Origin of the sequence: Glycomyces rhizosphaerae (assembly GCF_042647865.1) — a bacterium.
Classification (GTDB): Bacteria; Actinomycetota; Actinomycetes; order Mycobacteriales; family Micromonosporaceae; genus Glycomyces; species Glycomyces rhizosphaerae.
In genome coordinates this window covers 765,603-787,566 of the sequence record NZ_JBHRWO010000004.1, presented here as the reverse complement: position 1 = coordinate 787,566, position 21,964 = coordinate 765,603, and the positions used below count along the sequence as shown (strand labels likewise).

Genomic DNA, 21,964 nt, shown 5'->3' with positions numbered 1-21,964 from the left:
CCGAGGGTGCACCGAGGTTTCGCCTGGCGTCGCGCGCGGCGATTCGAGGCGCGCGACCGTCTCGCGTTGCGCGCCTGTCGGACCGGTCGCGTTCACCGCGCCCCGCCGTCCCTTGCCGCTTGCAGGAGCCGCTCGCGCAGGAGACGCGAATGCCGCCGGCTCACCGGGACCTCGCCGGGTTCGGTGACGGCCACGAGTCCGGCCGTCGAGGTGACGCGGAGTTCGGTGACGGCCGCGAGGTTGATGAGGAAGGAGCGGTGTGCGCGCACGAAACCGGCGGCGTCCCAGACCTGTTCGAGGTAGGTGAGGGACTGGCGCAGCAGGTGCGAGCCCTGGACCGAGTGCAGGCGGACGTAGTCGCCGTGCGCCTCGGCGTAGGCGATGTCGTCGCGGCGGACGAACACCGTGCGCCCGGCGAGTTCGACCTGGACCACCGCGAGGTCGTCGGCCTTGTCCCCCACCACGGGACCCGAGCGGCGGCCGAGTCGGGCCACGGCTTCGGCGAGGCGCTCGGGCCGGAAGGGCTTGAGCAGGTAGTCGGCCGCGCCGAGCCCGAAGGCCTCCACGGCGTGGTTGTCGTAGGCGGTGACGAACACGATCCCGGGCGGGTCGGACAGGCGTTTGAGGATGCGGGCCACGTCCATGCCGGTGAGGCCCGGCATCGCGATGTCGAGGAACGCCGCGTCGAACGAGCCGGAGCCGAGGAGGCGCACCGCCTCGTCGCCTCCGGCGGCGCACACGACTTCACCGACGCTCGGCAGCTCGGCGAGCTGCCCGGCGAGCTCGGCGCGGGTGGACGGCTCGTCCTCGACGACGAGGACGCGGAGACCGTTCATGCGTGGACTCCTCTGGCGTATCGGGGGATTCTCACGGTCGCTTTGGTTCCGGCCCCTGGCGCGGTGTCGAGCCACAGGCCGTACTCGGGGCCGTAGACCGCCCGCAGGCGGCGGTCAACATTGGCCAGGCCGATGCGTCCGGCGCCTTGGCGGCTGCCGGTGAGGATCGCTTTGGCGACTTCGGGGTCCATGCCCGCGCCGTCGTCCTCGACCTCGATGACGCACAGCGCGCCCTCGGAGAAGCCGCGCACGGCGATGTGGCCGGTGCCGGGCTTGGACTCGAAGCCGTGGCGGACGGCGTTCTCCACGATCGGCTGGACGACCAGGAACGGGATGGGCACGGGCAGGACCTCCGGGGCGATGCGGACGGTGATGTCGAGGCGGTCGTCGAAGCGGGCCCGCTGCAGCTCGAGGTAGGTCTGCACCGCCTGCAGCTCGTCCGCGACCGTGGCGTAGTCGCCGGTGTTGGCGAAGGAGTAGCGCAGGTAGTCGGAGAAGTCGGTGAGCAGTTCGCGGGCGCGTTCGGGGTCGGTGCGGGTGTGGGCGCTGATGGCGGCGAGGGCGTTGTGCATGAAGTGCGGGGAGATCTGGGCGCGGAGGGTGCGCAGGTCGGCGGCCGCGATGCGTTCACGGGACCGGTCGAGGTCGGCGTGGTCGAGCGCGGTGACGACGAGGTGGGCGGCCTCGGCGACCTCCGCGTCGCTCACGTCCCCCGCCACGATCAGGCACCCGGCCAGGTCCCCCGAGACGATCAGCGGCGAGGCCCGCAGGGGCGGGGCCGTGACCGGTTCGAGGAGGTCGAGCGTCTCCACCAGGAGTCCTTGGGCCGCGACCGAGTCGAGGCTCCCCGCGACGGCGATGAAGCGGTCGCAGTCGGCCAGCGCGACCGCGTCGGCCGCGAGCAGCCGGGCGAGGCGGCGCGCGGCGTTCGGTGCGTTCTTGCCGGTGAGGCCGTCGGCGAGCGATTCGCCGATCTGGCGGGAGAGGCGCAGGGCGGCGAGGGTCCCGGAGCCGAGGGCACGGCGGCGCGTCGAGGCGAGCTTCGATGCTCGGATCGAGGCGGAGAGGCGACCGGGGATCACCTCGCAACTGTAACGTGGCGCACATAATGACGGGGAGGGCCGCCCCGGCCCTCCCCGTCCCTGGGGCTAGTGACTCGTAGCCCGCTCCGAGCCCGCACCGGTCAGCGCCCTCACCTGGAGGGTCGCGAACCGGTCGGTACGGGACTCATCGCTCATCAGCGTGCCGACCACGGCGCAGATGAGACCGAGCGGGATGGAGACCAAGCCCGGGTTCGACATCGGGAACCATGCGATGTCGACCCCTGTGAGCAGCGAGGTTTCGGCTCCGGAGAAGACCGGAGAGAAGACGACCAGGGCGAGCGAGGCGATCAGGCCGCCGTAGATCCCCCAGAGGGCGCCGTTGGTGTTGAACCGCTTCCAGAACAGGCTCAGCAGGAGCGTGGGCAGGTTCGCGGAGGCGGCCACCGCGAAGGCGAGGCCCACCAGGAAGGCGACGTTGAGGTTCTGGGCGAAGATCGCCAGGACGATCGCGACGATGCCGATGCCGATCGAGGCGAGCTTGGCGACGCCGACCTCCTCGCGTTCAGTGGCCTTGCCGTGCCGGAAGACGCTGTTGTACAGGTCGTGGGCGAGCGAGGACGAGGAGGCGATCACCAGGCCGGAGACCGTCGAGAGGATCGCCGCGAACGCCGCCGAGGCGATGACCGCGAGCATGACCGCGCCGAGCGTCGAGCCGCCGGCGTCGCCGCCGACCACTTCCGCCAGCTGTGGTGCCGCGGTGTTCCCCGCCGGGTTCTGGGCGGTGATCGCGTCGACCCCGACGATCGCGGCGGCGCCGAAGCCGAGCACGAGCGTCATCAGGTAGAACGCGCCGATCAGGCCGATGCCCCAGTTGATGGACTTGCGGGCGACCCGGGCGTCCGGGACCGTGTAGAAGCGGATGAGCACGTGCGGGAGCCCGGCGGTGCCGAGGACCAGCGCGAGGCCGAGGCTCACGAGGTCGAGCTTGTTCCACATGGTCTGTACCGCGTCGCCTGGTACCTCGACGCCGTAGCGCAGCCCCGGTTCGAGGAAGGCCGCGCCTTGGCCGGAGGCGCTCGCGGCGTCCCCGAGGAGGTCCGAGACGTTGAATCCGTACTGGCCCAGCACCATCAACGTCAGCACGAGTGCGCCGCCGACCAGGACCATCGCCTGGAAGATCTGGACCCACGTGTTGCCCTTCATGCCGCCGAGGGCGACATAGAGGGTCATGATGAGCCCGACCAGGATGATGCCCGCGATCTTCGCGGTCGCGGCGTCCATCCCGAGGTAGGTCTCGCCTTCCTTGATGCCCAGCAGCAGCGCGATGAGCGCACCTGCGCCGACCATCTGGGCGAGCAGGTAGAAGATCGAGACGCTCAGGGTGGAGACGGCCGCCGCGGTGCGGACCGGACGCTGGCGCATCCGGAAGGACAGCACGTCGGCCATGGTGAAGCGGCCGGTGTTGCGGAGCATCTCGGCGACCAGGAGCAGGGCCACGAGCCAGGCGACGAGGAAGCCGATCGAGTAGAGGAACCCGTCGTAGCCGAACAGGGCGATCGTCCCGGCGATCCCGAGGAAGGACGCGGCCGACATGTAGTCGGAGGCGATCGCGAACCCGTTCTGCCAAGCGGAGAAGCCGCGTCCGCCGGAGTGGAAGTCGGTGGCGGTGCGGGTGTAGCGGTGGCCCCAGATCGTGATCGCAATGGTCACGGCCACCGTGAGCAGGAACAGGACCATGGTCAAGGTGCGGCCGGTGCCTTCGGCCTGTGCGAGGAGGTCCATCATCGGTCCTCTCCGTAGTGGATGGCGTCGTGGAGTTCGATGGCTGCCGAGTCGTAGTTGCGGGCGGCGTAGCGGGAGTAGCCCCACGCGATGGCGAAGGTGGAGAGGAACTGGCCGAGGCCGAGGATCAATGCGACGTTGATGTTGCCGAACAGGACGGTGCCCATGAAGTCGCGGGCGTAGGCGGAGAGGAGCACATAGAGCAGGTACCAGGCGAGGAACCCGACGGTCGCGGGCACGATGAAGCGGAACAGGCGGCGCTTGAGCTCGGCGAAGCGGGGGTCGTCGTGCATGGCGGCGAGCTGCTCGTCGGTGACCGCGGGCGGGGGTCCGTCGCGGGTGGGGGTCGTAGCCATCGGGCCATTCCTCCTTGAAGGGCAAACCGTGCCGACGTTTCTGGCGCATGTCGGTGCGGTGACGGGTTTACAAGGAACCTATGAGGCGCGAGCGCCGGAGAGAAGCACTGGTGTGACGCGTGTCGCTAGGGGGTCCGCATCCTGCGTTGAGGGCGTCGACGAGCGGTCGGCGAACGGTCGGTGAGCGGTCGTCACGATCGGTCTTGGCGCGAACGATGAATTCCGAGCGCGGATCTCGTCTGTACTGGTGACGACACCGGAACACCGAAAGGACGCGGACGATGGCCGACAAGATGATCTTCCTGAACCTGCCCGTGAACGACCTGGACGCGGCGAAGGCGTTCTACGAGGGGCTCGGCTGGGCGATCAACCCGGAGTTCACCGACGAGAACGCCGCGTGCGTGGTCGTCGACGACAACATCTGCCTGATGCTCCTCACCAAGGACTTCTACACGACCTTCGCGGAGCGCCCGATCGCCGACACCGCGAAGTTCTCGGCGGCCGCGTACGCGTTGGCCCTGCCGAACCGCGAGGCCGTCGACGAACTCACCGACGCCGCGCTCAAGGCCGGCGGCACCGAGGAGACCGCGAAGCAGGACCGCCGCGCCCAAGAGGCCGAGGTCGGCATGTACGGCCGCACGTTCCTCGACCTCGACGGCCACCAGTGGGAGCCGTTCTACATGCCTTTCCCGCAGCCGTAACGACCCGCCAGGAAACCGGGACGAACAGGGCCGCTCCGCGCGATTGCGGAGCGGCCCTGCTCATCGCGTCGCGTGGCGCCAGGCGCCGAGCAGGTCATCGGGGCCGACATGGCGAACGCCGTCGACACTGCATCCCGACCGGGCGACCGCCATCAGCGGCGTGTCCTCGTCCGCGCCGGGCAGCTGGGCGCGATGCGCGATCAGAGCCGCGAAGTCGCGGTGGTCGAAGGGCTTGTGCTCGAGCCACTTGATCGAGCCGACGATCGTGACGCGCTTGGCGACCGGCTCGCGGTCGGCCCCGACGACATCGATCTCGGGGTTGTTCGACCTGGTCCAATAGCCGCCGACCACATCGGTGTCCTCGGGCAGCAGATCCGGAGCGAGCCGCCACAGCGCCTCGCGGACGACCGGTTCGACCGCGCGGCCCCGCCAGGAGGTCCAGCCGGCGCGGATCGACTTGAGCACCAGGTCCCCGCGCCCGCGCTCCACCTTCGAGATCGCCCCTGCCAGGAAGTAGAGCCAGAACCGCAGGTACGGGTCCTCGATGCGGTAGCGGGTCTCCCGGCTCGGGCGGGTCGACAGCGGCACCTCCGCGCGAACGATGCGCCGCTCGGACAGCACCTCGAGCGAGCGTTTGAGCGAGGTGGGGGCCAGATCGCCCGCCGCCCGGCCGATGTGCCCGAAGCTGCGCTCACCGCTGCCGATGGCGCGCAGCACTTGTCGCGCGTTCGCCTCGGCGGGGAACTCGGCGGCCAGTGCGCGCTCCGCGCTCACGAGCAGCGGGGAGGTCGGCTGTCGCAGCGACGACTCCAGGAACTCCATCAGCGTGGCCCCGGGTTCCCAGCGTTCGAGGACGAGCGGCAGCCCGCCGGTGACGAGGAAGGCGTCGAACGCCTCCGCCGCCCCGAGCCCGGTCCGCTCGGCGATCTCCGCGGGGTTGAACGGCGGCACCACCATCTCGGTGCCGCGCTGGTAGAAGGGCCGGCCGTAGGAGTTGACCTGCTCCATGGCGGCGAGGTCGGACCCGATGAGGATGAGCAGCACCGGCATCCGGGAGAAACGGCGGTCGAAGGCGCGCTGCAGCGCCCCTTCGAATCCGGGGTCTTGGGCGATCAGATACGGCATCTCGTCGATGACGACGATGCTGGGCGAGTCCTCGGGCAGGAGGTCCATCAAGGCGTTCAGGGCGTCGGTCCACCTGGTCGGCAGTCCTTCAGGAGCGAAGTCGGCGGCTTCCGGCAGCGTGGACTCCGCTACCGCCTGAGCGAAGGACCGCAGGTCGTCGCCGTTCGAAAGGCCTTCGGCCGTGAAGAAGACGTAGGGGACGCCTGATCGCTCGACGAACTCCTCCACCAGCCGGGACTTGCCGACGCGCCGCCGCCCGCGCATGATCAGCGCCCGCCCAGGGCGGCCGAGGCCCCCGCCGGAGCGCACCAGCTCGAGCAGTTCGCCGAGCTGGGCCAGCTCCGCCTGCCTGCCGATGAATCCGTTCGCCACCGTTCCCCCTCGCAAAGCGGACTGAAGACTACCAATCTTGATACTATCAGATTTGATAGTCTTCATCGCGATAGTCTGCGCCGAAGGGCCGCCCCGCGGGGCGGCCCTTCGGTTTGCGACGAGACTCAGCTCGGCGGCTGCGGATGGTTCGGCGGATTGCCGGGTGGCTGCGGCGGCCCAGGCGGATAAGGCGGCTGCTGGGGGCCGCCCTGCGGCGGATGCCCGGGCCACTGCTGCGCACCGCCGGGAGGAGGCGGGTACATCGGGGGCGGGTACGGGGCCTGCTGCTGCTTCTTCGACGCGTTCGACACGAGCACAACCGTCACAACGACCGCGGCGATCACCACCAAGAGGCAGAACGCCATCAAGTGCCAAGGCTTAATGGCTAGCAAATCGAAGCCTCCGCTCGGGGACTCCAGCCGGGTGGGACTTTCATCTGGAAACTCCTCCACATCGGGGCTCCATTCGGAGTTGGTGTGCGACGCACCCTCATCATGTCAGTCGCCGCGAACCCCATGGGTCTCACCCGGTCCCCCGGACCGGCCGATGAAGCGCGAATCCCTATGAGTGGACGCAGAACTCGTTGCCTTCGGGGTCTTGCATGACGATCCACTGGGCGGGGCCTTCTTGGCGGCGTTCGCTGTGGCGGGTGGCGCCGAGGACTTCGAGGCGTTCGGTCTCGGAGTCGATCTTGTCGAGTCCGACGTGGAGGTCGAGATGGACGCGGTTCTTCACGGTCTTGGGCTCGGGGACCTGCTGGAAGAGCAGGCGCATGCCCTGGCCGGCGTCGGAGGCCGGGTCGAAGGGGTCGTCGGGGTTGCGGATCGCCGCGAGGGTCTTCCAGGCGCGGTGGCCGTCGACCTGGGTGAGCAGGTCCTCGGTGATGACGCCGCCGGCGAGCAGGCCTTCGATGAACGACGAGTGGTCCTCGACCCTGTAGTCCATGGCCTCGGCCCAGAAGGCCGCCAGGCGGTGCGGGTCGGCGCAGTCGATGACGATCTTGAAGTGAACTGGCATCCCAACACGCTATGCCCGAGGTACGACGGTTTCGTTGAAATGCGGCCGCCCCGCATCGGTGCGGGGCGGCCGATCCGCCGTCTATTCGCGGTATTCGGGCGGGAGGCCGAAGAGCGGGAAGAGCTTCGGGGTGTCCAGGAAGTAGTTGAGGCCCGAGATCTGACCGCCGTCGAGTTCGAGGACGGTGATCGACCAGGGCTCCCACAGGCCCGGCGTGCCGCTCGGCTTGTAGTGGCCGAAGGCCGGGAGGCCGTTGGCGCTGACCGGGACGAGCTTGGAGCCGCGGCAGGCCTTGCCGGAGGTGAGCATGAACTCGGCGACGCTCGCGTGGCCCTGGACCCACAGCGGGATCGGCGGCATCGAGAGGGCCACGTCCTGTGTGCACAACGCGGTGAGCGCGTCCATGTCGTAGGCCTCGAAGGCGCTCACGTAGCCGTCGACGAGCTTGCGGAGGTCGGCGTCGTCGATCGTGTAGGTCTCGGTGGGCGTGGCGTGGACCTGCTCCATCGTGGCCTTGGCGCGCTGGAGCGCGGAGTTGACGCTCGCGGGGCTCAACTCGAGCGCCTTGGCGGTCTCGGCCGCCGAGAAGCGCAGGACCTCGCGCATGAGCATCACCGCGCGCTGCTTCGCGGGCAGGTGCTGCACGGCGGCGACGAACGCGAGCCGCAGCGTGTCCTTGGCTTCGGCGGCCGCCGCCGGGTCGGCCCCGAACGCCATCGAGTCGGGGATCGGCTCGACCCACATGTAGTCGGGTTCGGGCGCGGGCAGGGGCGAGCCGGCGTCAGAGGCGGGGGCGAGGTCCATCGGCCGGGCACGGCGCTGCGGGCCCTTGATCATGTCGAGGCACACGTTCGTGGTGATCTTGTACAGCCACGAGCGCAGCGAGGAGCGGCCCTCGAAGGACCCGTGGGACTTCCACGCCCGCGTGAAGGCCTCCTGCACGGCGTCCTCGGCCTCGAACGAGGACCCGAGCATCCGGTAGGCGTAGGCGCACAGTTCCCGACGGTGGGGCTCGAACTCGGCGAGTACGTCGTCATCGATCGCAACGTTCATGCGCACAGCGTCGCATAGGGCACCGACACTCGCGAATACGGTTCGGAAATCAGATCCGTCAGGCCGCAAGGTGTCCGAAAACTCCCTTGTGGCGCGATCTCAGCGTTATTTGTCCGGCTGGTGGTCGGCCAGCCAGCGCTCGAACGCGTCGGCGTCCATCGGCCTGGCGAAGTGCCAGCCCTGCCCGGCGTGGCAGTTCCAGGCCTCCAGCTGCTTGCGGACCTTCTCGTCCTCCACGCCCTCGGCGACGACCTCCACGTCGAGGGCCCGGCCCAGGTCGATGGTGGTCGAGACGATGGCGGCGTTGTCCGGGTCGTCGATCAGCGTGGTCACGAAGGACTTGTCGATCTTGATCTCGGTGACCGGGAGCCGGCGCAGGTGCTGCATCGAGGAGAACCCCGTGCCGAAGTCGTCGAGGCTGATGCCGACACCGAGGTCGGAGAGGCGCTGGACGTTGACGACCACGCGCCGCGGGTCGGCCATGAGAGCGGACTCGGTGATCTCCAGCTGGAACTTCGCGGCGTTCACCCCGTAGGCGTCGATCCGCTCGGTCAGGAAGTCGGTGAACTCCGGCGACTGGAGGTCGCGCACCGAGACGTTCACGGCCATGCGCAGGTCGTGGCCCGCCTCGTTCCAGGTCCGGAGCTGGCGCAGCGCGATGTCGACGACCCGCTCGGTGAGCATCCGCATCACCGAGGAGTGCTCGGCGGTCTCGATGATCTCGGCGGGGTTCACGATCCCGCGCTCGGGGTGGTGGTAGCGCAGCAGGGCCTCGGCGCCGATGACCTCGCCGTCGGTGAGGCGCACCTGCGGCTGGTAGTAGAGGTTCACGCCGGGCGAGTCCGGGTGGTCGAGGGTGCGGCGCACGTCGCCGAGGAGCAGGAGCCGCTCGGGCGAGTTGTGGTCGAACTCGGGCGCGTAGCGGGCGAACGAGGAGGCCCGCTGCTTGGACTCGTACATCGCGATGTCCGCGTGGCGGAACAGGGTCTGGAAGTCCGAGCCGTCGTCGGGGAAGACCGCGATGCCGACCGAGCCGTCCACTTCGACGCTCGCGTCGCCCAGGACGATCGGGGCGTCCAGGCGGGCGCGGATCTCGCGGGCGCACTCCATCGGGTCGGTCATGCCGTCCAGTTCGGACCACATGAAGGCGAACTCGTCGCCGCCGAGGCGCGCGATCGCCTTGCCCTTGGGCTTGTCCGCCTCGAAGCGGCGCGCGAGTTCGGCCAGCAGCTGGTCGCCGACCTCGTGGCCGAGCGCGGAGTTGACGTCGGCGAAGCGGTCGAGGTCGAGGATGAGGACCGCGACGGCGGTACCGGTTTCGGCGGCGTCCGCGAGCTTGCCGTCGACGGCCTGCTGGAAGCCCTTGCGGTTGAGCAGGCCGGTGAGCGGGTCGTGGTCGGCCTGGCGCTCGCGGTCGGCGGCGGTCTGGAGGATGCGGTACACGGCGAAGATGGGGATCGCCGAGGCCGCGACCAGCCACCATGAGGACGTCGCGGCGGTCGCGACGATGGGCGCGATCGCGATCTGCGTGGCGCGGAGCGCCCATTCGCTCTCGAACCACTGCCAGAACGGGGCGAACCACCCTGTGCCGGCGCGAAGGGCATGCCGCCACGCGACGAGCGCGAAGCTCGTCAGCGTCCAGACCGATCCGGCGGCGAAGATGGCGAGCAGCTGGGCCACGTCGCCGTTCCAGGTCGCCCCGTCGGCGACCGCGTCCCACACGAACCAGGCGAGGACGAGCGCGGCCCCCTGCTGGGAGATGTTGAAGACCGCTCGCCACACGGAGGCCTTGAGCTGGACCATGAGCATGCCGATGGCGGCCGACTGGACGATCAGCGCGGGAAGGAAGCCCCAGGTGATCATCGTGGCGAGGACGTAGACGAGGTAGATCGACGCCATCGGCGACATCCACAGCCCGCCCCAGCGGGTCGGGCGCAGCTCGGCGACCATGGCGAGGCCCGCGGTGAGCCAGAAGGCGAAGGGCACGCCGAACCAGCCGCCCTCGGGCGCGCCGCTCGTTACGGCCACAGCGACGCTACCGGCGATCGCGAACACCGCGACCGCGGCCATGAAGCCGTAGTACCGGCCCGGATGCTCTTTAGGCGCAGTGTTGCGCATGAGCGTCGTGGCCATATCGCTCCTCCCACTGCCGCGCCGTCTTCGGGTGACGCGCCAGAATCACCCGAGGCCGGTCGCGGCCGACTCCTCTGTCATATCGCGAAATCAGCTCCCAGACAACGCCGGGAGCACATGCGGCACACTTGTGACCAGGCGCGACATGCTCATTACAGAAACCGTTATCCAGTGTTCCCGGCAGGGCCGCTCGCGGTCGGTTCCAGGCGCGGCGGCCCTTTCGGGCGATGGGTGCCGAGCCGTTGGTACGACAGGGGCAAGGATCCACGAGATGACTCTGCCCTGAACTAACGAGTCTCCCCCCGCTAAGGAATACGGATCGTTACCGACTTGTGATCATTCTGGTTCGTTCTCGGCATCTGACGTTTCCGGTACGGACAATCCGCCTTCGAGGAACGCCGCGAAATCCTCGCCTCGCACGATCGGGACGCCGAGCGAGACGGCCTTGTCGTACTTGGAGCCGGGCTTGTCCCCCGCCACGACCGCGCCGGTCTTCTTGGAGACCGAGGAGGTGGTCTTGCCGCCGCGGGCCTTGACGGCGGCGGCCGCGCCCTCGCGCGTGTAGTCGGGGATGCCGCCGGTGATGACCACGGTGAGGCCCTCGAGGGTCTGCGGGAGCGCCTCGGAGGGATCGGGGGCGTCGTCCTGCATGCGCACGCCGGCCTCGCGCCAGCGCTCGATGATGGCGCGGTGCCAGTCGACGGCGAACCAGTCCTTGATGGCGGCGGCGATGGTGGGGCCGACGCCGTCGACGGCGGCCATCTCGGCCTCGTCGGCGCTGGCGATCAGGTCGAGGTCGCGGAAGTGCTCGGCGAGGGCCTGGGCGGCGACGGGGCCGACGTGGCGGATCGAGAGCGCGTTGACGACTCGCCACAGAGGCTGGCGCTTGGCGGCGTCGAGGTTCTCGAGCATCTGGACGGCGGTCTTCTTCGGCTCGCCGTCCTTGTTGGCGAAGTAGGCGACGACCTTGTCCTCGCCCGTCTTCGGGTCGGGTTTGGGCAGCCCGGAGTCGGGGTCGCGGACCACGACCCGGATGGGAAGGAGGTCGGCCATCTGCAGGTCGAAGACGCCGCCTTCGTCGACCAGGGCCGGTTCGGCGTCGAGCGGCTGCACGAGCGCGGCGCAGGCGATGTAGCCCATGCGGTCGACGTCGAAGCAGGAGCGGCCGGACAGGTACGCGAGACGTTCGCGCAGCTGGCCGGGGCAGGAGCGGGCATTGGGGCAGCGCAGGTCCACGTCGCCTTCGGCGGCGGGGGCGAGCACCGAGCCGCATTCGGGGCAGCGTTCGGGCATGACGAAGTCGATCTCGGAGCCGTCGCGGGCGGCGTCGACGGGGGCGACGACCTCGGGGATGACGTCGCCGGCCTTGCGGACGACGACGGTGTCGCCGATCTTGACGCCCTTGGCCTTCACCTGGTCGGCATTGTGGAGGGTCGCGAACTCGACCTCGGAGCCGGCGACGCGCACGGGTTGGAGCACGGCATAGGGGGTGGCGCGGCCGGTGCGGCCGATGGAGACCTTGATGTCGAGGAGCTTGGTGTTGACCTCCTCGGGCGGGAACTTGTAGGCGACGGCCCAGCGCGGGGTGCGCGAGGTCGCGCCGAGGCGGCGCTGCACGTCTAGCCGATCGATCTTGATGACGACGCCGTCGATCTCGTGGACGAGCTCATGGCGCTGCTCGCCGAACTCGGCGATGTACGCGAAGGCCTCTTTGATGGTGGCGACGACGCGCCAGTAGGGACTGGTGGGCAGGCCCCAGGCTTCGAGCGCGGCGTAGGAGTGGGACTGTGAGTCGGGTTCGAAGCCGCGCATGGCGCCGAGGCCGTGGGCGATGAAGCTCAGGGGCCGCTCGGCGGTCTTCGCGGCGTCCTTCTGGCGCAGGGACCCGGCGGCGGCGTTGCGCGGGTTGGCGAACGGGGCCTTGCCTGCCTCGACCTGGGCTTCGTTGAGGCGCTTGAAGTCGGCGGTCGGGAAGTAGACCTCGCCGCGGACCTCGAGGAGCTCCGGCACGTCGAAGCCGTCGGCGGCGGTGAGGCGCTGGGGGACGGCGGCGATGGTGGCCACGTTCGCGGTGACGTCCTCACCGGTGGTGCCGTCGCCGCGGGTGGCGGCGCGGGCCAGGCGGCCGTTCTCGTAGACGAGGTCGACGGCGAGGCCGTCGATCTTGACCTCGCAGAGGTAGGGCTCGTCGGGGACCTCGGCAGTGATCCGATCGGCCCAGGTCTGGACCTCTTCGAGACTGAAGACGTCCTGGAGGCTCAGCAGCTTCTCGAGGTGCGTGACTGGGGTGAACGCCTCGGAGAAGGTGCCGACCTGCTGCGTGGGCGAGTCCTCGTTCTTCAGCTCCGGGAACTGCGTCTCGATGTCGATGAGCTCGTGCATGAGCTCGTCGAACTGGCTGTCCGAGATGGTGGGGGCGTCGTGGACGTAGTAGCGGCGCCGGTGCTCGGTGATCTCGGCGGCCAGATCCTCATGGCGGGCCCGCGCTCGGGCGAACTGAGGGTCGTCGGTGCTGTCCAGGTCTGCGTCAGTCGTGCTCACGGCCCCATTGTGTCAGCTGGGTCCGACGTTTCGGGGAGGCCGAAGCCTTATGCAACCGGTCACCTCCCGTTCACGTCGTGATTGCCTGGGCAACCCCGAGTGCCGGAAGGATCGGCTGCGTACTGCCCGTACATCCCCTCGCTGCCCCCGTCAAAGGAGTCAGGCATGGCGATCCTCTCGATCGGCGGCTCGAACCGCCGCAGTTTCCTGCGCCGAGGCGCGACCGCCGCAGGCGGCGGCCTCTTCGCGATCGCCGCAATGGAAGGCCTCTCGATCCGCGCAGCCCACGCCAAGGACGGTGAGAAGGACCGCGCCTGCCCCGACAACGGCGGCTACGGCGAGCTGCGCGAGCTGACCCGCACCGATCCCGAGTCCGGGTTCTCCCAGACCCTTTGGCTCCCTGAGGAATTCGACTTCAAGGTGTTCTCGGTCGCCGCATCCCCGATGCGGGACGGCAACCCGACCCCGCTCGCCCACGACGGCATGGCCTGCTTCCCGACCGGACGCCGCGGCGAGTGGCGGCTGGTGCGCAACCACGAGGAGCGCAACGAACCGGGCGTGCCCGCCGGCAGCCTCGAGCACCGCTACGACGCGCTCGGAGGCGGCGGGACCACGACGCTGAGCGTCCGCTGGGAGGACGGCGAACCGCACTTCGTCGAGGCCTGGCAGTCGCTGTCGGGCACCATCGTCAACTGCGCGGGCGGCCCGACCCCGTGGGGCTCGTGGCTCTCGTGCGAGGAGACGACCGCCGGGACCGCGGCGGGCTGGGAGGCCGAGCACGGGTACGTGTTCGAGGTGCCTTCCGCCGAAGAAGGCGAGACGATCCCGGTGCCGCTCAAGGAGATGGGCCGCTTCGTGCACGAGGCCGTGGCCGTGGACCCGCGCTCGGGCGTGGTCTACGAGACCGAGGACCAGAACACGGCCGGGTTCTACCGGTTCCTGCCGAACGTGCCCGGCGACCTCGCCGAAGGCGGGCAGCTCCAGATGCTCAAGATCGCCGACGAGTGGAACTTCGACACCCGCACCGGCCAGCGCGCCGGGCGCGGCATGTACGTCGAATGGGTCGACATCGACGACCCGGACCCGGCCGACGCCGAGGCGGACCCGCTCGCGGTGTTCAACCAGGGCTGGGCGCGGGGCGCGGCGGTCTTCGGGCGGCTCGAGGGCTGCTTCTACGGCGACGGCGCGGTCTACATCGCGTCCACTTCGGGCGGCGACGAGGGCGAGGGCCAGCTGTGGGAGTACCGGCCTCGCGGCCACAAGGGCGGGACCATCAAGCTGGTGTTCGAGTCCCCTGACGCGGAGCTCCTGTCCTATCCGGACAACATCACGGTGTCCCCCGCCGGGAACCTGATCCTGTGCGAGGACACGAGCCGCAGCCTGCCGGCGATGCGGGGCCTGACGCGGGAGGGCGAGATCTTCCCGCTGGTCTACCACGAGGGCAAGACCGAGTGGTGCGGCGCGGCGTTCTCGCCTGACGGCAAGGTCCTGTTCGCGAACATGCAGGGCGCGACCCGCGGCGCGCTGGGCGACCCGGCGCTGGAGCCGGGGCGCACCGTCGCCATCTGGGGCCCCTGGAGCAAGGGCGTCCTATAAGACTCACCTTCCCGAGTGGCGATCCGGCCTTGCGCATGTCTTCGTGCGCGGCCGGGTCGCCTTTTCGCTGTCCAGGGGGCGGCAGGCGTGGCACACTAGAAGTAATTCACTACTCGATGAATTCCTGTGGTACGTTGAATTCATCAACCGATGAATTACTGGAGGCTCCGATGCCACCCACCCCAGCCGCGGCCATCACGGCCACCGACCTCGTGGTCGAACGCGGCAAGAAGATCGTTCTCGACGGCGTCTCCACGGAGATCGCCACCGGCACCGTCACCGGCCTGCTCGGCCCCTCGGGCTCGGGCAAGACCACGTTCATCCGGGCGATCGTGGGGACGCAGAAGGTCAAGTCCGGCACCGTGGAAGTCCTCGGCCACCCGGCCGGGACCAAACCGCTGCGCCGCCGCGTCGCCTACGTCACCCAGGACGCCTCGATCTACCCCGACCTCTCGGTCAAGGCCAACGTCGCCTACTTCGCGGCCCTCTACGGGCGCAGCCGATCCGAGGCGATGCACGCGATCGAGCGGGTCGGCATGGGCGACCATGCGAATGAGCTCGCCGCGAACCTCTCCGGCGGCCAGAAGACCCGCACCTCGCTCGCCTGCGCGCTCGTCATCGAACCCGAGGTGCTCGTCCTCGACGAGCCCACCGTCGGGCTCGACCCGGTCATCCGCGAGGAGCTGTGGGACCGGTTCCGTGTCCTCGCCCAGCAGGGCGCGACCCTGCTGGTCTCCAGCCACGTGATGGACGAGGCCGACCGCTGCGACCGGCTCCTGCTCCTGCGCGAGGGTCGCTTCATCGCCGACGACACACCGGCCGACCTGCGCGCCGCCACCGGCACCGCGAACCTCGAAGCGGCGTTCCTCCACCTCATCCGCGACCTCGAGAAGGCGAACTGACATGTCGATGCGCATCACCTTCATCACCGCCGGGCGCATCCTGCGGCAGCTGCTCAACGACCGCCGCACCGTCGTGCTCATCCTGGCCGTGCCGAGCCTGATGATCGCGCTCATCAGCGCCATCATGGACGCCGCTCCGCAGGCCTTCAACTCCGTCGGGCTGATCCTGCTGGCGTTCTTCCCGTTCATGATGATGTTCATGATCACCTCGATCACGCTGCTGCGCGAGCGCACCGGAGGGACCCTGGAGCGGCTCATGACGACGCCGACCGGGAAGCTCGACCTCGTCGGCGGCTATGCGATCGCCTTCGGTGTGGCCGCCGCGAGCCAGACCGCCATCGCCGCCACCGTCGCGTACGCCTTCCTCGGGCTGGAGACGGCCGGCCCGGCCTGGGCGGTGTTCCTCATCGCGATCGTCGCCTCGCTGTTCGGGATGGCGTTGGGGCTGTTCGTCTCCGCGTTCGCCACCACCGAGTTCCAGGCGATCCAGTTCATGCCCGTGTTCGTCGTCCCGCAGCTCCTGCTGTGCGGCCTGATCTGGCCGCGCGACCAGATGGCCGGATGGCTCCAAGGGGTCTCGGACGCGCTGCCGGTCACCTACGCGGTCAAGGCCCTCACCGAAGTGCAGGTCAACACCGAGATCACCGCCGCCATGTGGGGCGATCTCGCGATCGTGGCCGCTGCGGTGCTCGTCGCAACGGCCCTCGGAGCCGCGACGCTGCGGCGTCGCACGAACTAGGGTTCACCCGTGGCCAGAACGAAGCGCGCCGGACGGCGGTCAGGCAATCCCGACACCAGAGCCGAGATCCTGGCCGCCGCCCGGCGGCTGTTCGCCGAGGAGGGCTTCGAGTCGGTCTCCATGCGGCGCATCGCTTCCGAGGCCGAGGTGGACCCCTCGCTGATCCACCACTACTTCGGGTCCAAGGACGACCTGTTCCTCGCGGCCATCGAGCTGCCGATGGACCCGGCCCCGGAGGTCGCGGCCGTCCTCAAGGCGGGCGGCGTCGAGGGCGCGGGCGGACGGCTCATGCACGCGTTCGTCGCGATCTGGGACGGCCCGCACCAGGACAAGCTGCTCGCGGTGGTCCGCACGAGCCTCTCCAAGCCCGCGATGTCGTTCGTGCTCCGCCAGCTCTTCGAGCACCGGATCGTCAAGACCGTCGAGAACGTCCTCGGCGACCAGGTCGACCACATCCCGGTGCGCGCCAACTTCATCGCCTCACAGGTCTTCGGCCTGGTGGTGACCCGCTACATCCTGAAACTGGAGCCGCTGGCCTCGCTCAGCGAGGCCCAGCTGGCCGAGACGGTCGGGCCGACGATCGACCGGTACCTGACGATGCCGATCGAGCACCTGCTCGACCAGAGTGAAAAGTGAGTCGCGTTCGCCGGGTCCAGGCCCGGAAGCGGCCCACCCCTAGACTGGCCGCATGCCGATCGTCGACAGCGCCATCTACCGCAAGGGCCTGCGCGAGTCGCACCACGTGACCCTCGACCAGACCTTCGAGGACCTCCACGAGCACGGCGGCTTCGCCTGGATCGGCCTCTACCGACCCACCGAAGAGGAACTCGCCTCGGTCGCCGAGGAGTTCGAGCTGCACCACCTCGCGATCGACAACGCCACCACCGGCCACCAGCGCCCGAAGCTCCAGCGTTTCGGCGAGACCCTCTTCGTGGTCCTGCGCCCGGCCCGGTACCTCGAGGAGACCGAGCAGGTCGAGTTCGGCGAGGTCCACATGTTCATCGGCCCGAACTTCGCCATCACCATCCGCCACGCCGAGTCCCCCGACCTCGCGCAGGTCCGCAGGCGGCTCGAAGCCGACCCCGAGCTGCTGTCGCTCGGGCCGCAGGCGGTGCTCTACGCGGTGCTCGACGAGATCGTCGACGGCTACAACCCGGTGGTCGACGGCATGGAGGACGACATCGACGAGATCGAGGACGAGCTGTTCTCCGGGGATCCCGACGTCGCCAGGCGCATCTACGAACTCGCCCGCGAGGCCATGGCGTTCCAGCGCGCCACGCACCCGCTCGTGCGGATCTTCCGGTCCCTTGAGGCCGGATACGACAAGTACCAGGTCGACATCGAGCTGCGCCGCGACATGCGGGACGTGCTCGACCACGTGCTGCGCATCGTCGAACGCGCCGACACGTTCCGGGCCCTGCTGGAGAACGCGCTCACCGTCCACTCCACTCTGGTGACGCAGGCGCAGAACGAGGAGATGCGGCAGCTCTCGCACGCGAGCATCGAGCAGGGCGACCAGGTCAAGAAGATCAGTTCGTGGGCGGCGATCCTGTTCACGCCGGGCCTCGTGGCCGGGGTCTACGGCATGAACTTCACGCACATGCCCGAGCTGTCATGGGTCCTCGGCTACCCGATGGCGATGGGGATGATGCTGCTCTCGGCCGGGCTGCTCTACCTCGTGTTCAAGCGCAGCAACTGGCTCTAGGCGGCGATGTCGAAGGCCGAGCCGACGAGGTAGGTCACGGCCATCGTCGCCGCGCCGACCGCCATGACCCGCAGCATCGCCCGGCCCCAGGGCGCGCCGCCGAGCGTCGCCGAGGTGTAGCCGGTGAGCGCCAGCGCGGCGATCACCGCGATCGCGCAGCCGATGACGCGGATGCCTTCGGGCAGCAGCGTGATCGCGAGCAGCGGCAGCAGTGCGCCACAGGTGAAGGCGAGGAACGAGGAGAGCGCGGCCTGCCACGGGTTGGTGAGCTCGTCGGGGTCGACGCCGTATTCGACCACGGCGTGGGCGCGCAGCGGGTTGCGTTTCGAGAGTTCGCGGGCCGCCTCCTCGGCGGTCTCCTTCGACAGGCCGCGGTCGCGCAGGCTCGCGGCGAGTTCGGCTTCGGCCTCGTCGGGGTTCTCGGCGAGTTCGCGCCGCTCGGCGTCCACAAGGGTCGCTTCGGTGTCGCGCTGGGCCGAGACGGAGGTGTACTCGCCGCCGGCCATCGAGAAGGCGCCTGCGACCAGGCCGGCCACGCCGGAGACGAGGATGGTCGACCGGTCGGCGGTGGCCCCGGCGACGCCGATGACGATCCCTGCGACCGAGACGATGCCGTCGTTCGCGCCGAGCACGCCCGCACGGAGCCAGTTGAGTCGGTTGCCGATCGAGCCGGGGCCGCCGCCCTCGTGCGCGCCGTCCCGGTGCCCGTGGCCTTCATGTCCGCTTTGCGCCATCACGATTCCAGTCAACCACAAGGTTGCGGCCGGTGGGAGTTCTCACAAGCGCCAATGAATTGCGGGAACTTGGGCGAATTATCCAGTGCCCCGTACTCACGCTCTGTATTGGACGCTTCCCAAGGTTGACGGCGGCCGCTATTGTCGGCACTCCCTCCGATATGAAGGGGCTCATTCATGAGCGAACCCGCTGACTCCCCAGCTCCGCGGCCCGAGGACGCCCAGGCGCCTCAAGACGAATCGCCGAGCGAACCTCCCCGCAATGCGGCCCCGGGCGAGCCGCCCCGGCCCGAGACGCCGATGGAGGACTCCCGGCCCGAAGCGTCCGAACCCGTTCTCGCGCAAGCCGCTCCGACGCCACCTGCGAAACCGCAAGCACCTGAAGACTCCCCCGCCGAATCCGAACCCGCTCTCCCGCAAGCGGCTCCGACGCCGCCCACGCCGCAGGCCGCCCCCCAGCAGCCCGCGCTGCCGTACGGGCCGCAGCATCCCGCCGGGCCGCTGACCGCCGTCCAGTACCAGCGGCAGGCCGGCTACTACCAGCAGCTGACCGGGCCGCCGCGGATGCTGCCGCCGAACCCCAGATGGCACCGGCCCGAATCGGTCCCGAATCCGGCCGTGGTGGTCCTGGCCGTCGCCGTCGCGCTCTTCGGCGCTTGGACCGCGTTCCACTCGACCGGCGTCGGCATCGGCCTGTCGCTCACCGGCATCGCGTTCCTGGCGGTACCGCTGGCCATGGGGGACCGCGAGGACCTGGTGCCGCGGTTGCCGGGCGCGATCCTGGTCGCGGCCCTGTGGTCGGTCGCGGCGATCCGCGACGCCGGATGGGTCGTGTTCCTGTGCTCGGCCACCGCGTTCCTGCTGACGCCGTTGGCACTCGCGCCGCAGCGCCGGTTCAGCGGCACCGCGCTCACCCTCTTCATGGGCTGGCTCGAGGGGCTCGCCGCCGCTTTCGGCTGGGCCAAGCGCGGTCGGCGTGGCAAGGACGGCCGCACCGGCGCCAACATGCGGAACGTGTGGGTCGTGCTGGTGACCGCGTTGCTGCTCATCGTCTTCGGTGGGCTCTTCGCCGCCGCCGACAGCACGTTCGCCGATCTCGTGGTGCGGCTGCTGCCCGAGGTGAATCCGGCCGAGTTCATCCTGCGGATGTTCCTCGCGGCCGTGCTGTTCCCGCTGGCGCTGCTGTGGATCTACACGGCGGTCGCGAAGCCGAGCTTCGACTCCGACCGCGCCGAGGGCGAGCACCGGACGGTCTCGCGGTTCGAGCTCGCGGTGCCGCTGGGGGCGTTGAACCTCCTGTTCGTCGCGTTCATCGCGGTCCAACTGCGGGTGTTCCTCGGCGGCGAGGAGTACGTCATGGAGACCGCCGGGCTCACCTTCGCCGAATACGCCCGCCAGGGCTTCTGGCAGTTGAGCTTCGTGTCGGGCCTGGCCCTCGCGGTGATAGCGGTCGCGGCCTGGCTCGCGCCCAAGCGCGCCAAGGCCGACCGTTGGGCGGCGCGCATCCTGCTCGGCACCCTGTGCGTGCTGTCCATGGTGGTCATCGCGTCGGCGATGTACCGCATGTACACGTACGCCGAGACCTACGGGCTCACCCGGATGCGCGTGTGGATCTTCACCGTCGAGATCTGGCTCGCGGTCCTGTTCGCGCTGGTCATCGTGTGCTGCTGGAAGCTCCGGGCGGCCTGGCTGCCGCGCGCGGTGCTCGCCTCGGCCGCGCTGGCGCTGCTCGGGCTGGCCGGCGTGAACCCGGACGCGTACATCGCCCGCTACAACCTCGCGCACGAGCACGCGCTGGACCTCGACTACCTGGACGACCTCTCCGACGACGCGGTGCCCGAGTTCGCGGACCTCACCGAGGAACAGCTCGACTGCATGCTGTACCGGCCGTGGGACGCCGACGAGGAGCGCGACCTCATGGCCTGGAACCTCGGCCACCAACGCGCGCAAGAGCTTCTGAAGGAACACCAGAACGGGTCGGCGGGCTACTGCGACGGGGACGGTCGGGTCGACGACTACGGCGCCCCGGATCCGGGCGCCGCAACGGAGGCCTCGGCGTTCTTCGACACCGAGACCTGCTCGTCGATCGACCACACCACTGTGGAGGGCGGCTTCGACGAACCCGGCCTCCAACCCGATCCGAACACGTCCGGCACGTGGCTGGAATCCGACGCGACGGTGGACACGGCGACGACCATCGACGCGTGGCTCACCTGCAGTTACGAGGCGGGACCTGACGGGTACATGACGGTGACGCTCCAGCAGTACGACAGCGACATCGCGGCGTACCATGACCTCAACGCGAAGGTCACGGCCTACGAGGCCGAGGGGTTCACCGTCGACGTGCAGGGCTCGGCGCCCGAGGCCCGCTACATCTCGGTGAGCGACGACCCGGACTACCAGGCCTACCGCTACCACTACACGGCCGGGAACATCCGCCTGGAATCGCTGATCGCGCACGGCCCGATCGATCAGAGCGCGGCGACCGCCTCGGTGGACCTCACCGGGCAGTTGGAGAACCTGTACTACGCGTTTGCCTGACCGATTGTCCAATGTCACTCCGATGGCGCGAATAGCGTTGAGCTGCAGCGCCATCGGAGTGCGAACTCCCGTTCCAGACGGCTTCGCGAGATTCATTTGTATTAATCTCCACCCGCTGAATAGGGTTTCGGACATGCTTCAAGTTATCGGCGCGGGACTCCCGCGCACCGGGACCATGACCCTCAAGAACGCCCTCGAGACCCTCCTCGGGGCGCCATGCCACCACATGGCCGAGGTCTTCAGCCGTGTCGAGATCGACGCACCGGGATTCAGCGCCGCCGCCAAAGGCGACTTCCCCGACTGGGACGAGCTCCTCAAGGGCTACGCCGCCGCAGTCGACTGGCCGGCCTCGGCGTTCTACGCCGAACTGGCCGAACACTATCCGGACGCGGTCGTCGTCCTCTCACGCCGCGACAGCTTCGAATCCTGGTGGACCAGCGCGAACAACACCGTCTTCAGGAAGTTCAACGACATCGAGGACCCGAGCGGCGGCCCATGGCTGGCGATGGTCCAGGGCGTCTGGGACTACGCGTTCGAAGGCGCTGACAGGGAGGACAAGGACGCAGTCGAGGCGGCCTACGACCGCTACCACGAGAAGGTCCGCGAGACCATCCCCGCCGATCGCCTCGTCGAGTTCGAGACCGGGGCCGGGTGGGAGCCGCTGTGCACGGCCCTCGGCCTGCCGATCCCGGACGTGCCTTTCCCGCACCTGAACTCCACCAAGGACTTCAACGCCCAGATCGAATCGATCAAGGCCGGGAAGCAACCCGGTCAATAGCGAGGCCGGC

18 protein-coding genes are annotated in these 21,964 nt (G+C 69.3%); 8 read left to right on the top strand and 10 right to left on the bottom strand.

What is annotated here, in order from left to right; translation table 11 throughout:
* Positions 1 to 92: 92 nt before the first annotated feature.
* The 4 genes from ACFO8M_RS04570 to ACFO8M_RS04555 all read right to left on the bottom strand — a co-directional run bounded on the left by ACFO8M_RS04570 (position 93) and on the right by ACFO8M_RS04555 (position 4,017).
* Complete coding sequence (locus ACFO8M_RS04570; protein WP_387971102.1) at positions 93 to 836, bottom strand: LytR/AlgR family response regulator transcription factor; 744 nt, start codon at positions 834 to 836, stop codon at positions 93 to 95.
* Complete coding sequence (locus ACFO8M_RS04565) at positions 833 to 1,828, bottom strand: sensor histidine kinase (RefSeq protein WP_387971206.1); 996 nt, start codon at positions 1,826 to 1,828, stop codon at positions 833 to 835. The genes ACFO8M_RS04570 and ACFO8M_RS04565 overlap by 4 nt, the downstream gene beginning before the upstream one ends.
* Before the next feature lie 156 nt (positions 1,829 to 1,984).
* Positions 1,985 to 3,661, bottom strand: coding sequence for a solute symporter family protein (locus ACFO8M_RS04560; RefSeq protein WP_387971099.1), 1,677 nt, complete (start codon positions 3,659 to 3,661; stop codon positions 1,985 to 1,987).
* Positions 3,661 to 4,017, bottom strand: a complete 357-nt coding sequence (locus ACFO8M_RS04555) for a DUF485 domain-containing protein (protein WP_387971096.1) — start codon at positions 4,015 to 4,017, stop codon at positions 3,661 to 3,663. The genes ACFO8M_RS04560 and ACFO8M_RS04555 overlap by 1 nt, the downstream gene beginning before the upstream one ends.
* Positions 4,018 to 4,298: 281 nt before the next feature.
* On the opposite strand from ACFO8M_RS04555, the gene ACFO8M_RS04550 reads away from it, so the two are divergent.
* Positions 4,299 to 4,718 carry a VOC family protein gene (locus ACFO8M_RS04550; protein ID WP_387971093.1) on the top strand — a complete coding sequence of 140 codons (420 nt, stop codon included), beginning with the start codon at positions 4,299 to 4,301 and terminating at the stop codon, positions 4,716 to 4,718.
* Between the two features lie 60 nt (positions 4,719 to 4,778).
* On the opposite strand, the gene ACFO8M_RS04545 is transcribed toward ACFO8M_RS04550, so the two are convergent.
* The 5 genes from ACFO8M_RS04545 to ligA all read right to left on the bottom strand — a co-directional run bounded on the left by ACFO8M_RS04545 (position 4,779) and on the right by ligA (position 12,959).
* On the bottom strand, positions 4,779 to 6,215 hold the full coding sequence (locus tag ACFO8M_RS04545; RefSeq protein WP_387971090.1) for an ATP-binding protein: 1,437 nt from the start codon (positions 6,213 to 6,215) through the stop codon (positions 4,779 to 4,781).
* 561 nt (positions 6,216 to 6,776) lie between these two features.
* Complete coding sequence (locus ACFO8M_RS04540) at positions 6,777 to 7,232, bottom strand: VOC family protein (protein ID WP_387971087.1); 456 nt, start codon at positions 7,230 to 7,232, stop codon at positions 6,777 to 6,779.
* An 81-nt stretch (positions 7,233 to 7,313) separates the two neighbouring features.
* A complete protein-coding gene (locus ACFO8M_RS04535) occupies positions 7,314 to 8,285 on the bottom strand; it encodes a sigma-70 family RNA polymerase sigma factor (RefSeq protein ID WP_387971086.1) in 972 nt (323 codons plus the stop codon).
* Positions 8,286 to 8,390: 105 nt separating this feature from the next.
* Positions 8,391 to 10,418, bottom strand: coding sequence for a putative bifunctional diguanylate cyclase/phosphodiesterase (locus tag ACFO8M_RS04530; protein ID WP_387971083.1), 2,028 nt, complete (start codon positions 10,416 to 10,418; stop codon positions 8,391 to 8,393).
* A 336-nt stretch (positions 10,419 to 10,754) separates the two neighbouring features.
* Positions 10,755 to 12,959: an NAD-dependent DNA ligase LigA gene (ligA, locus tag ACFO8M_RS04525; RefSeq protein WP_387971080.1), complete on the bottom strand. Its 2,205-nt coding sequence runs from the start codon at positions 12,957 to 12,959 to the stop codon at positions 10,755 to 10,757.
* Positions 12,960 to 13,124: 165 nt separating this feature from the next.
* Here ligA and ACFO8M_RS04520 point away from each other — a divergent pair, with 165 nt between their 5' ends.
* From ACFO8M_RS04520 to ACFO8M_RS04500, 5 genes are all read left to right on the top strand, one after another.
* Positions 13,125 to 14,555, top strand: coding sequence for an alkaline phosphatase PhoX (locus tag ACFO8M_RS04520; protein ID WP_387971077.1), 1,431 nt, complete (start codon positions 13,125 to 13,127; stop codon positions 14,553 to 14,555).
* 170 nt (positions 14,556 to 14,725) lie between these two features.
* On the top strand, positions 14,726 to 15,457 hold the full coding sequence (locus ACFO8M_RS04515; protein ID WP_387971074.1) for an ABC transporter ATP-binding protein: 732 nt from the start codon (positions 14,726 to 14,728) through the stop codon (positions 15,455 to 15,457).
* Position 15,458: 1 nt separating this feature from the next.
* Positions 15,459 to 16,196, top strand: coding sequence for an ABC transporter permease (locus ACFO8M_RS04510; RefSeq protein ID WP_387971071.1), 738 nt, complete (start codon positions 15,459 to 15,461; stop codon positions 16,194 to 16,196).
* 9 nt (positions 16,197 to 16,205) lie between these two features.
* Complete coding sequence (locus ACFO8M_RS04505) at positions 16,206 to 16,832, top strand: TetR/AcrR family transcriptional regulator (protein WP_387971068.1); 627 nt, start codon at positions 16,206 to 16,208, stop codon at positions 16,830 to 16,832.
* Positions 16,833 to 16,884: 52 nt separating this feature from the next.
* Positions 16,885 to 17,901: a magnesium and cobalt transport protein CorA gene (locus ACFO8M_RS04500; RefSeq protein WP_387971065.1), complete on the top strand. Its 1,017-nt coding sequence runs from the start codon at positions 16,885 to 16,887 to the stop codon at positions 17,899 to 17,901.
* On the opposite strand, the gene ACFO8M_RS04495 is transcribed toward ACFO8M_RS04500, so the two are convergent.
* Entirely contained in the window at positions 17,898 to 18,635 is a 738-nt protein-coding gene (locus ACFO8M_RS04495) for a VIT1/CCC1 transporter family protein (protein ID WP_387971062.1), read from the bottom strand. The two genes, ACFO8M_RS04500 and ACFO8M_RS04495, sit on opposite strands and share 4 nt — an antisense overlap.
* Before the next feature lie 177 nt (positions 18,636 to 18,812).
* On the opposite strand from ACFO8M_RS04495, the gene ACFO8M_RS04490 reads away from it, so the two are divergent.
* Both ACFO8M_RS04490 and ACFO8M_RS04485 read left to right on the top strand, forming a co-directional pair.
* Complete coding sequence (locus tag ACFO8M_RS04490) at positions 18,813 to 21,176, top strand: DUF4153 domain-containing protein (RefSeq protein ID WP_387971059.1); 2,364 nt, start codon at positions 18,813 to 18,815, stop codon at positions 21,174 to 21,176.
* 133 nt (positions 21,177 to 21,309) lie between these two features.
* Positions 21,310 to 21,954: a sulfotransferase family protein gene (locus ACFO8M_RS04485; RefSeq protein WP_387971056.1), complete on the top strand. Its 645-nt coding sequence runs from the start codon at positions 21,310 to 21,312 to the stop codon at positions 21,952 to 21,954.
* The last annotated feature ends 10 nt before the right edge of the window (positions 21,955 to 21,964 follow it).

Coding starts and splice junctions, on each gene's coding strand:
- ACFO8M_RS04540 (WP_387971087.1), bottom strand. CDS start 7,232: ATGCCAGTTCACTTCAAGATCGTCATCGACTGCGCCGACCCGCACCGC.
- ACFO8M_RS04485 (WP_387971056.1), top strand. CDS start 21,310: ATGCTTCAAGTTATCGGCGCGGGACTCCCGCGCACCGGGACCATGACC.
- ACFO8M_RS04530 (WP_387971083.1), bottom strand. CDS start 10,418: ATGGCCACGACGCTCATGCGCAACACTGCGCCTAAAGAGCATCCGGGC.
- ACFO8M_RS04490 (WP_387971059.1), top strand. CDS start 18,813: ATGAGCGAACCCGCTGACTCCCCAGCTCCGCGGCCCGAGGACGCCCAG.
- ACFO8M_RS04495 (WP_387971062.1), bottom strand. CDS start 18,635: ATGGCGCAAAGCGGACATGAAGGCCACGGGCACCGGGACGGCGCGCAC.
- ACFO8M_RS04515 (WP_387971074.1), top strand. CDS start 14,726: ATGCCACCCACCCCAGCCGCGGCCATCACGGCCACCGACCTCGTGGTC.
- ACFO8M_RS04535 (WP_387971086.1), bottom strand. CDS start 8,285: ATGAACGTTGCGATCGATGACGACGTACTCGCCGAGTTCGAGCCCCAC.
- ACFO8M_RS04520 (WP_387971077.1), top strand. CDS start 13,125: ATGGCGATCCTCTCGATCGGCGGCTCGAACCGCCGCAGTTTCCTGCGC.
- ACFO8M_RS04555 (WP_387971096.1), bottom strand. CDS start 4,017: ATGGCTACGACCCCCACCCGCGACGGACCCCCGCCCGCGGTCACCGAC.
- ACFO8M_RS04570 (WP_387971102.1), bottom strand. CDS start 836: ATGAACGGTCTCCGCGTCCTCGTCGTCGAGGACGAGCCGTCCACCCGC.
- ACFO8M_RS04560 (WP_387971099.1), bottom strand. CDS start 3,661: ATGGACCTCCTCGCACAGGCCGAAGGCACCGGCCGCACCTTGACCATG.
- ACFO8M_RS04500 (WP_387971065.1), top strand. CDS start 16,885: ATGCCGATCGTCGACAGCGCCATCTACCGCAAGGGCCTGCGCGAGTCG.
- ACFO8M_RS04510 (WP_387971071.1), top strand. CDS start 15,459: ATGTCGATGCGCATCACCTTCATCACCGCCGGGCGCATCCTGCGGCAG.
- ACFO8M_RS04550 (WP_387971093.1), top strand. CDS start 4,299: ATGGCCGACAAGATGATCTTCCTGAACCTGCCCGTGAACGACCTGGAC.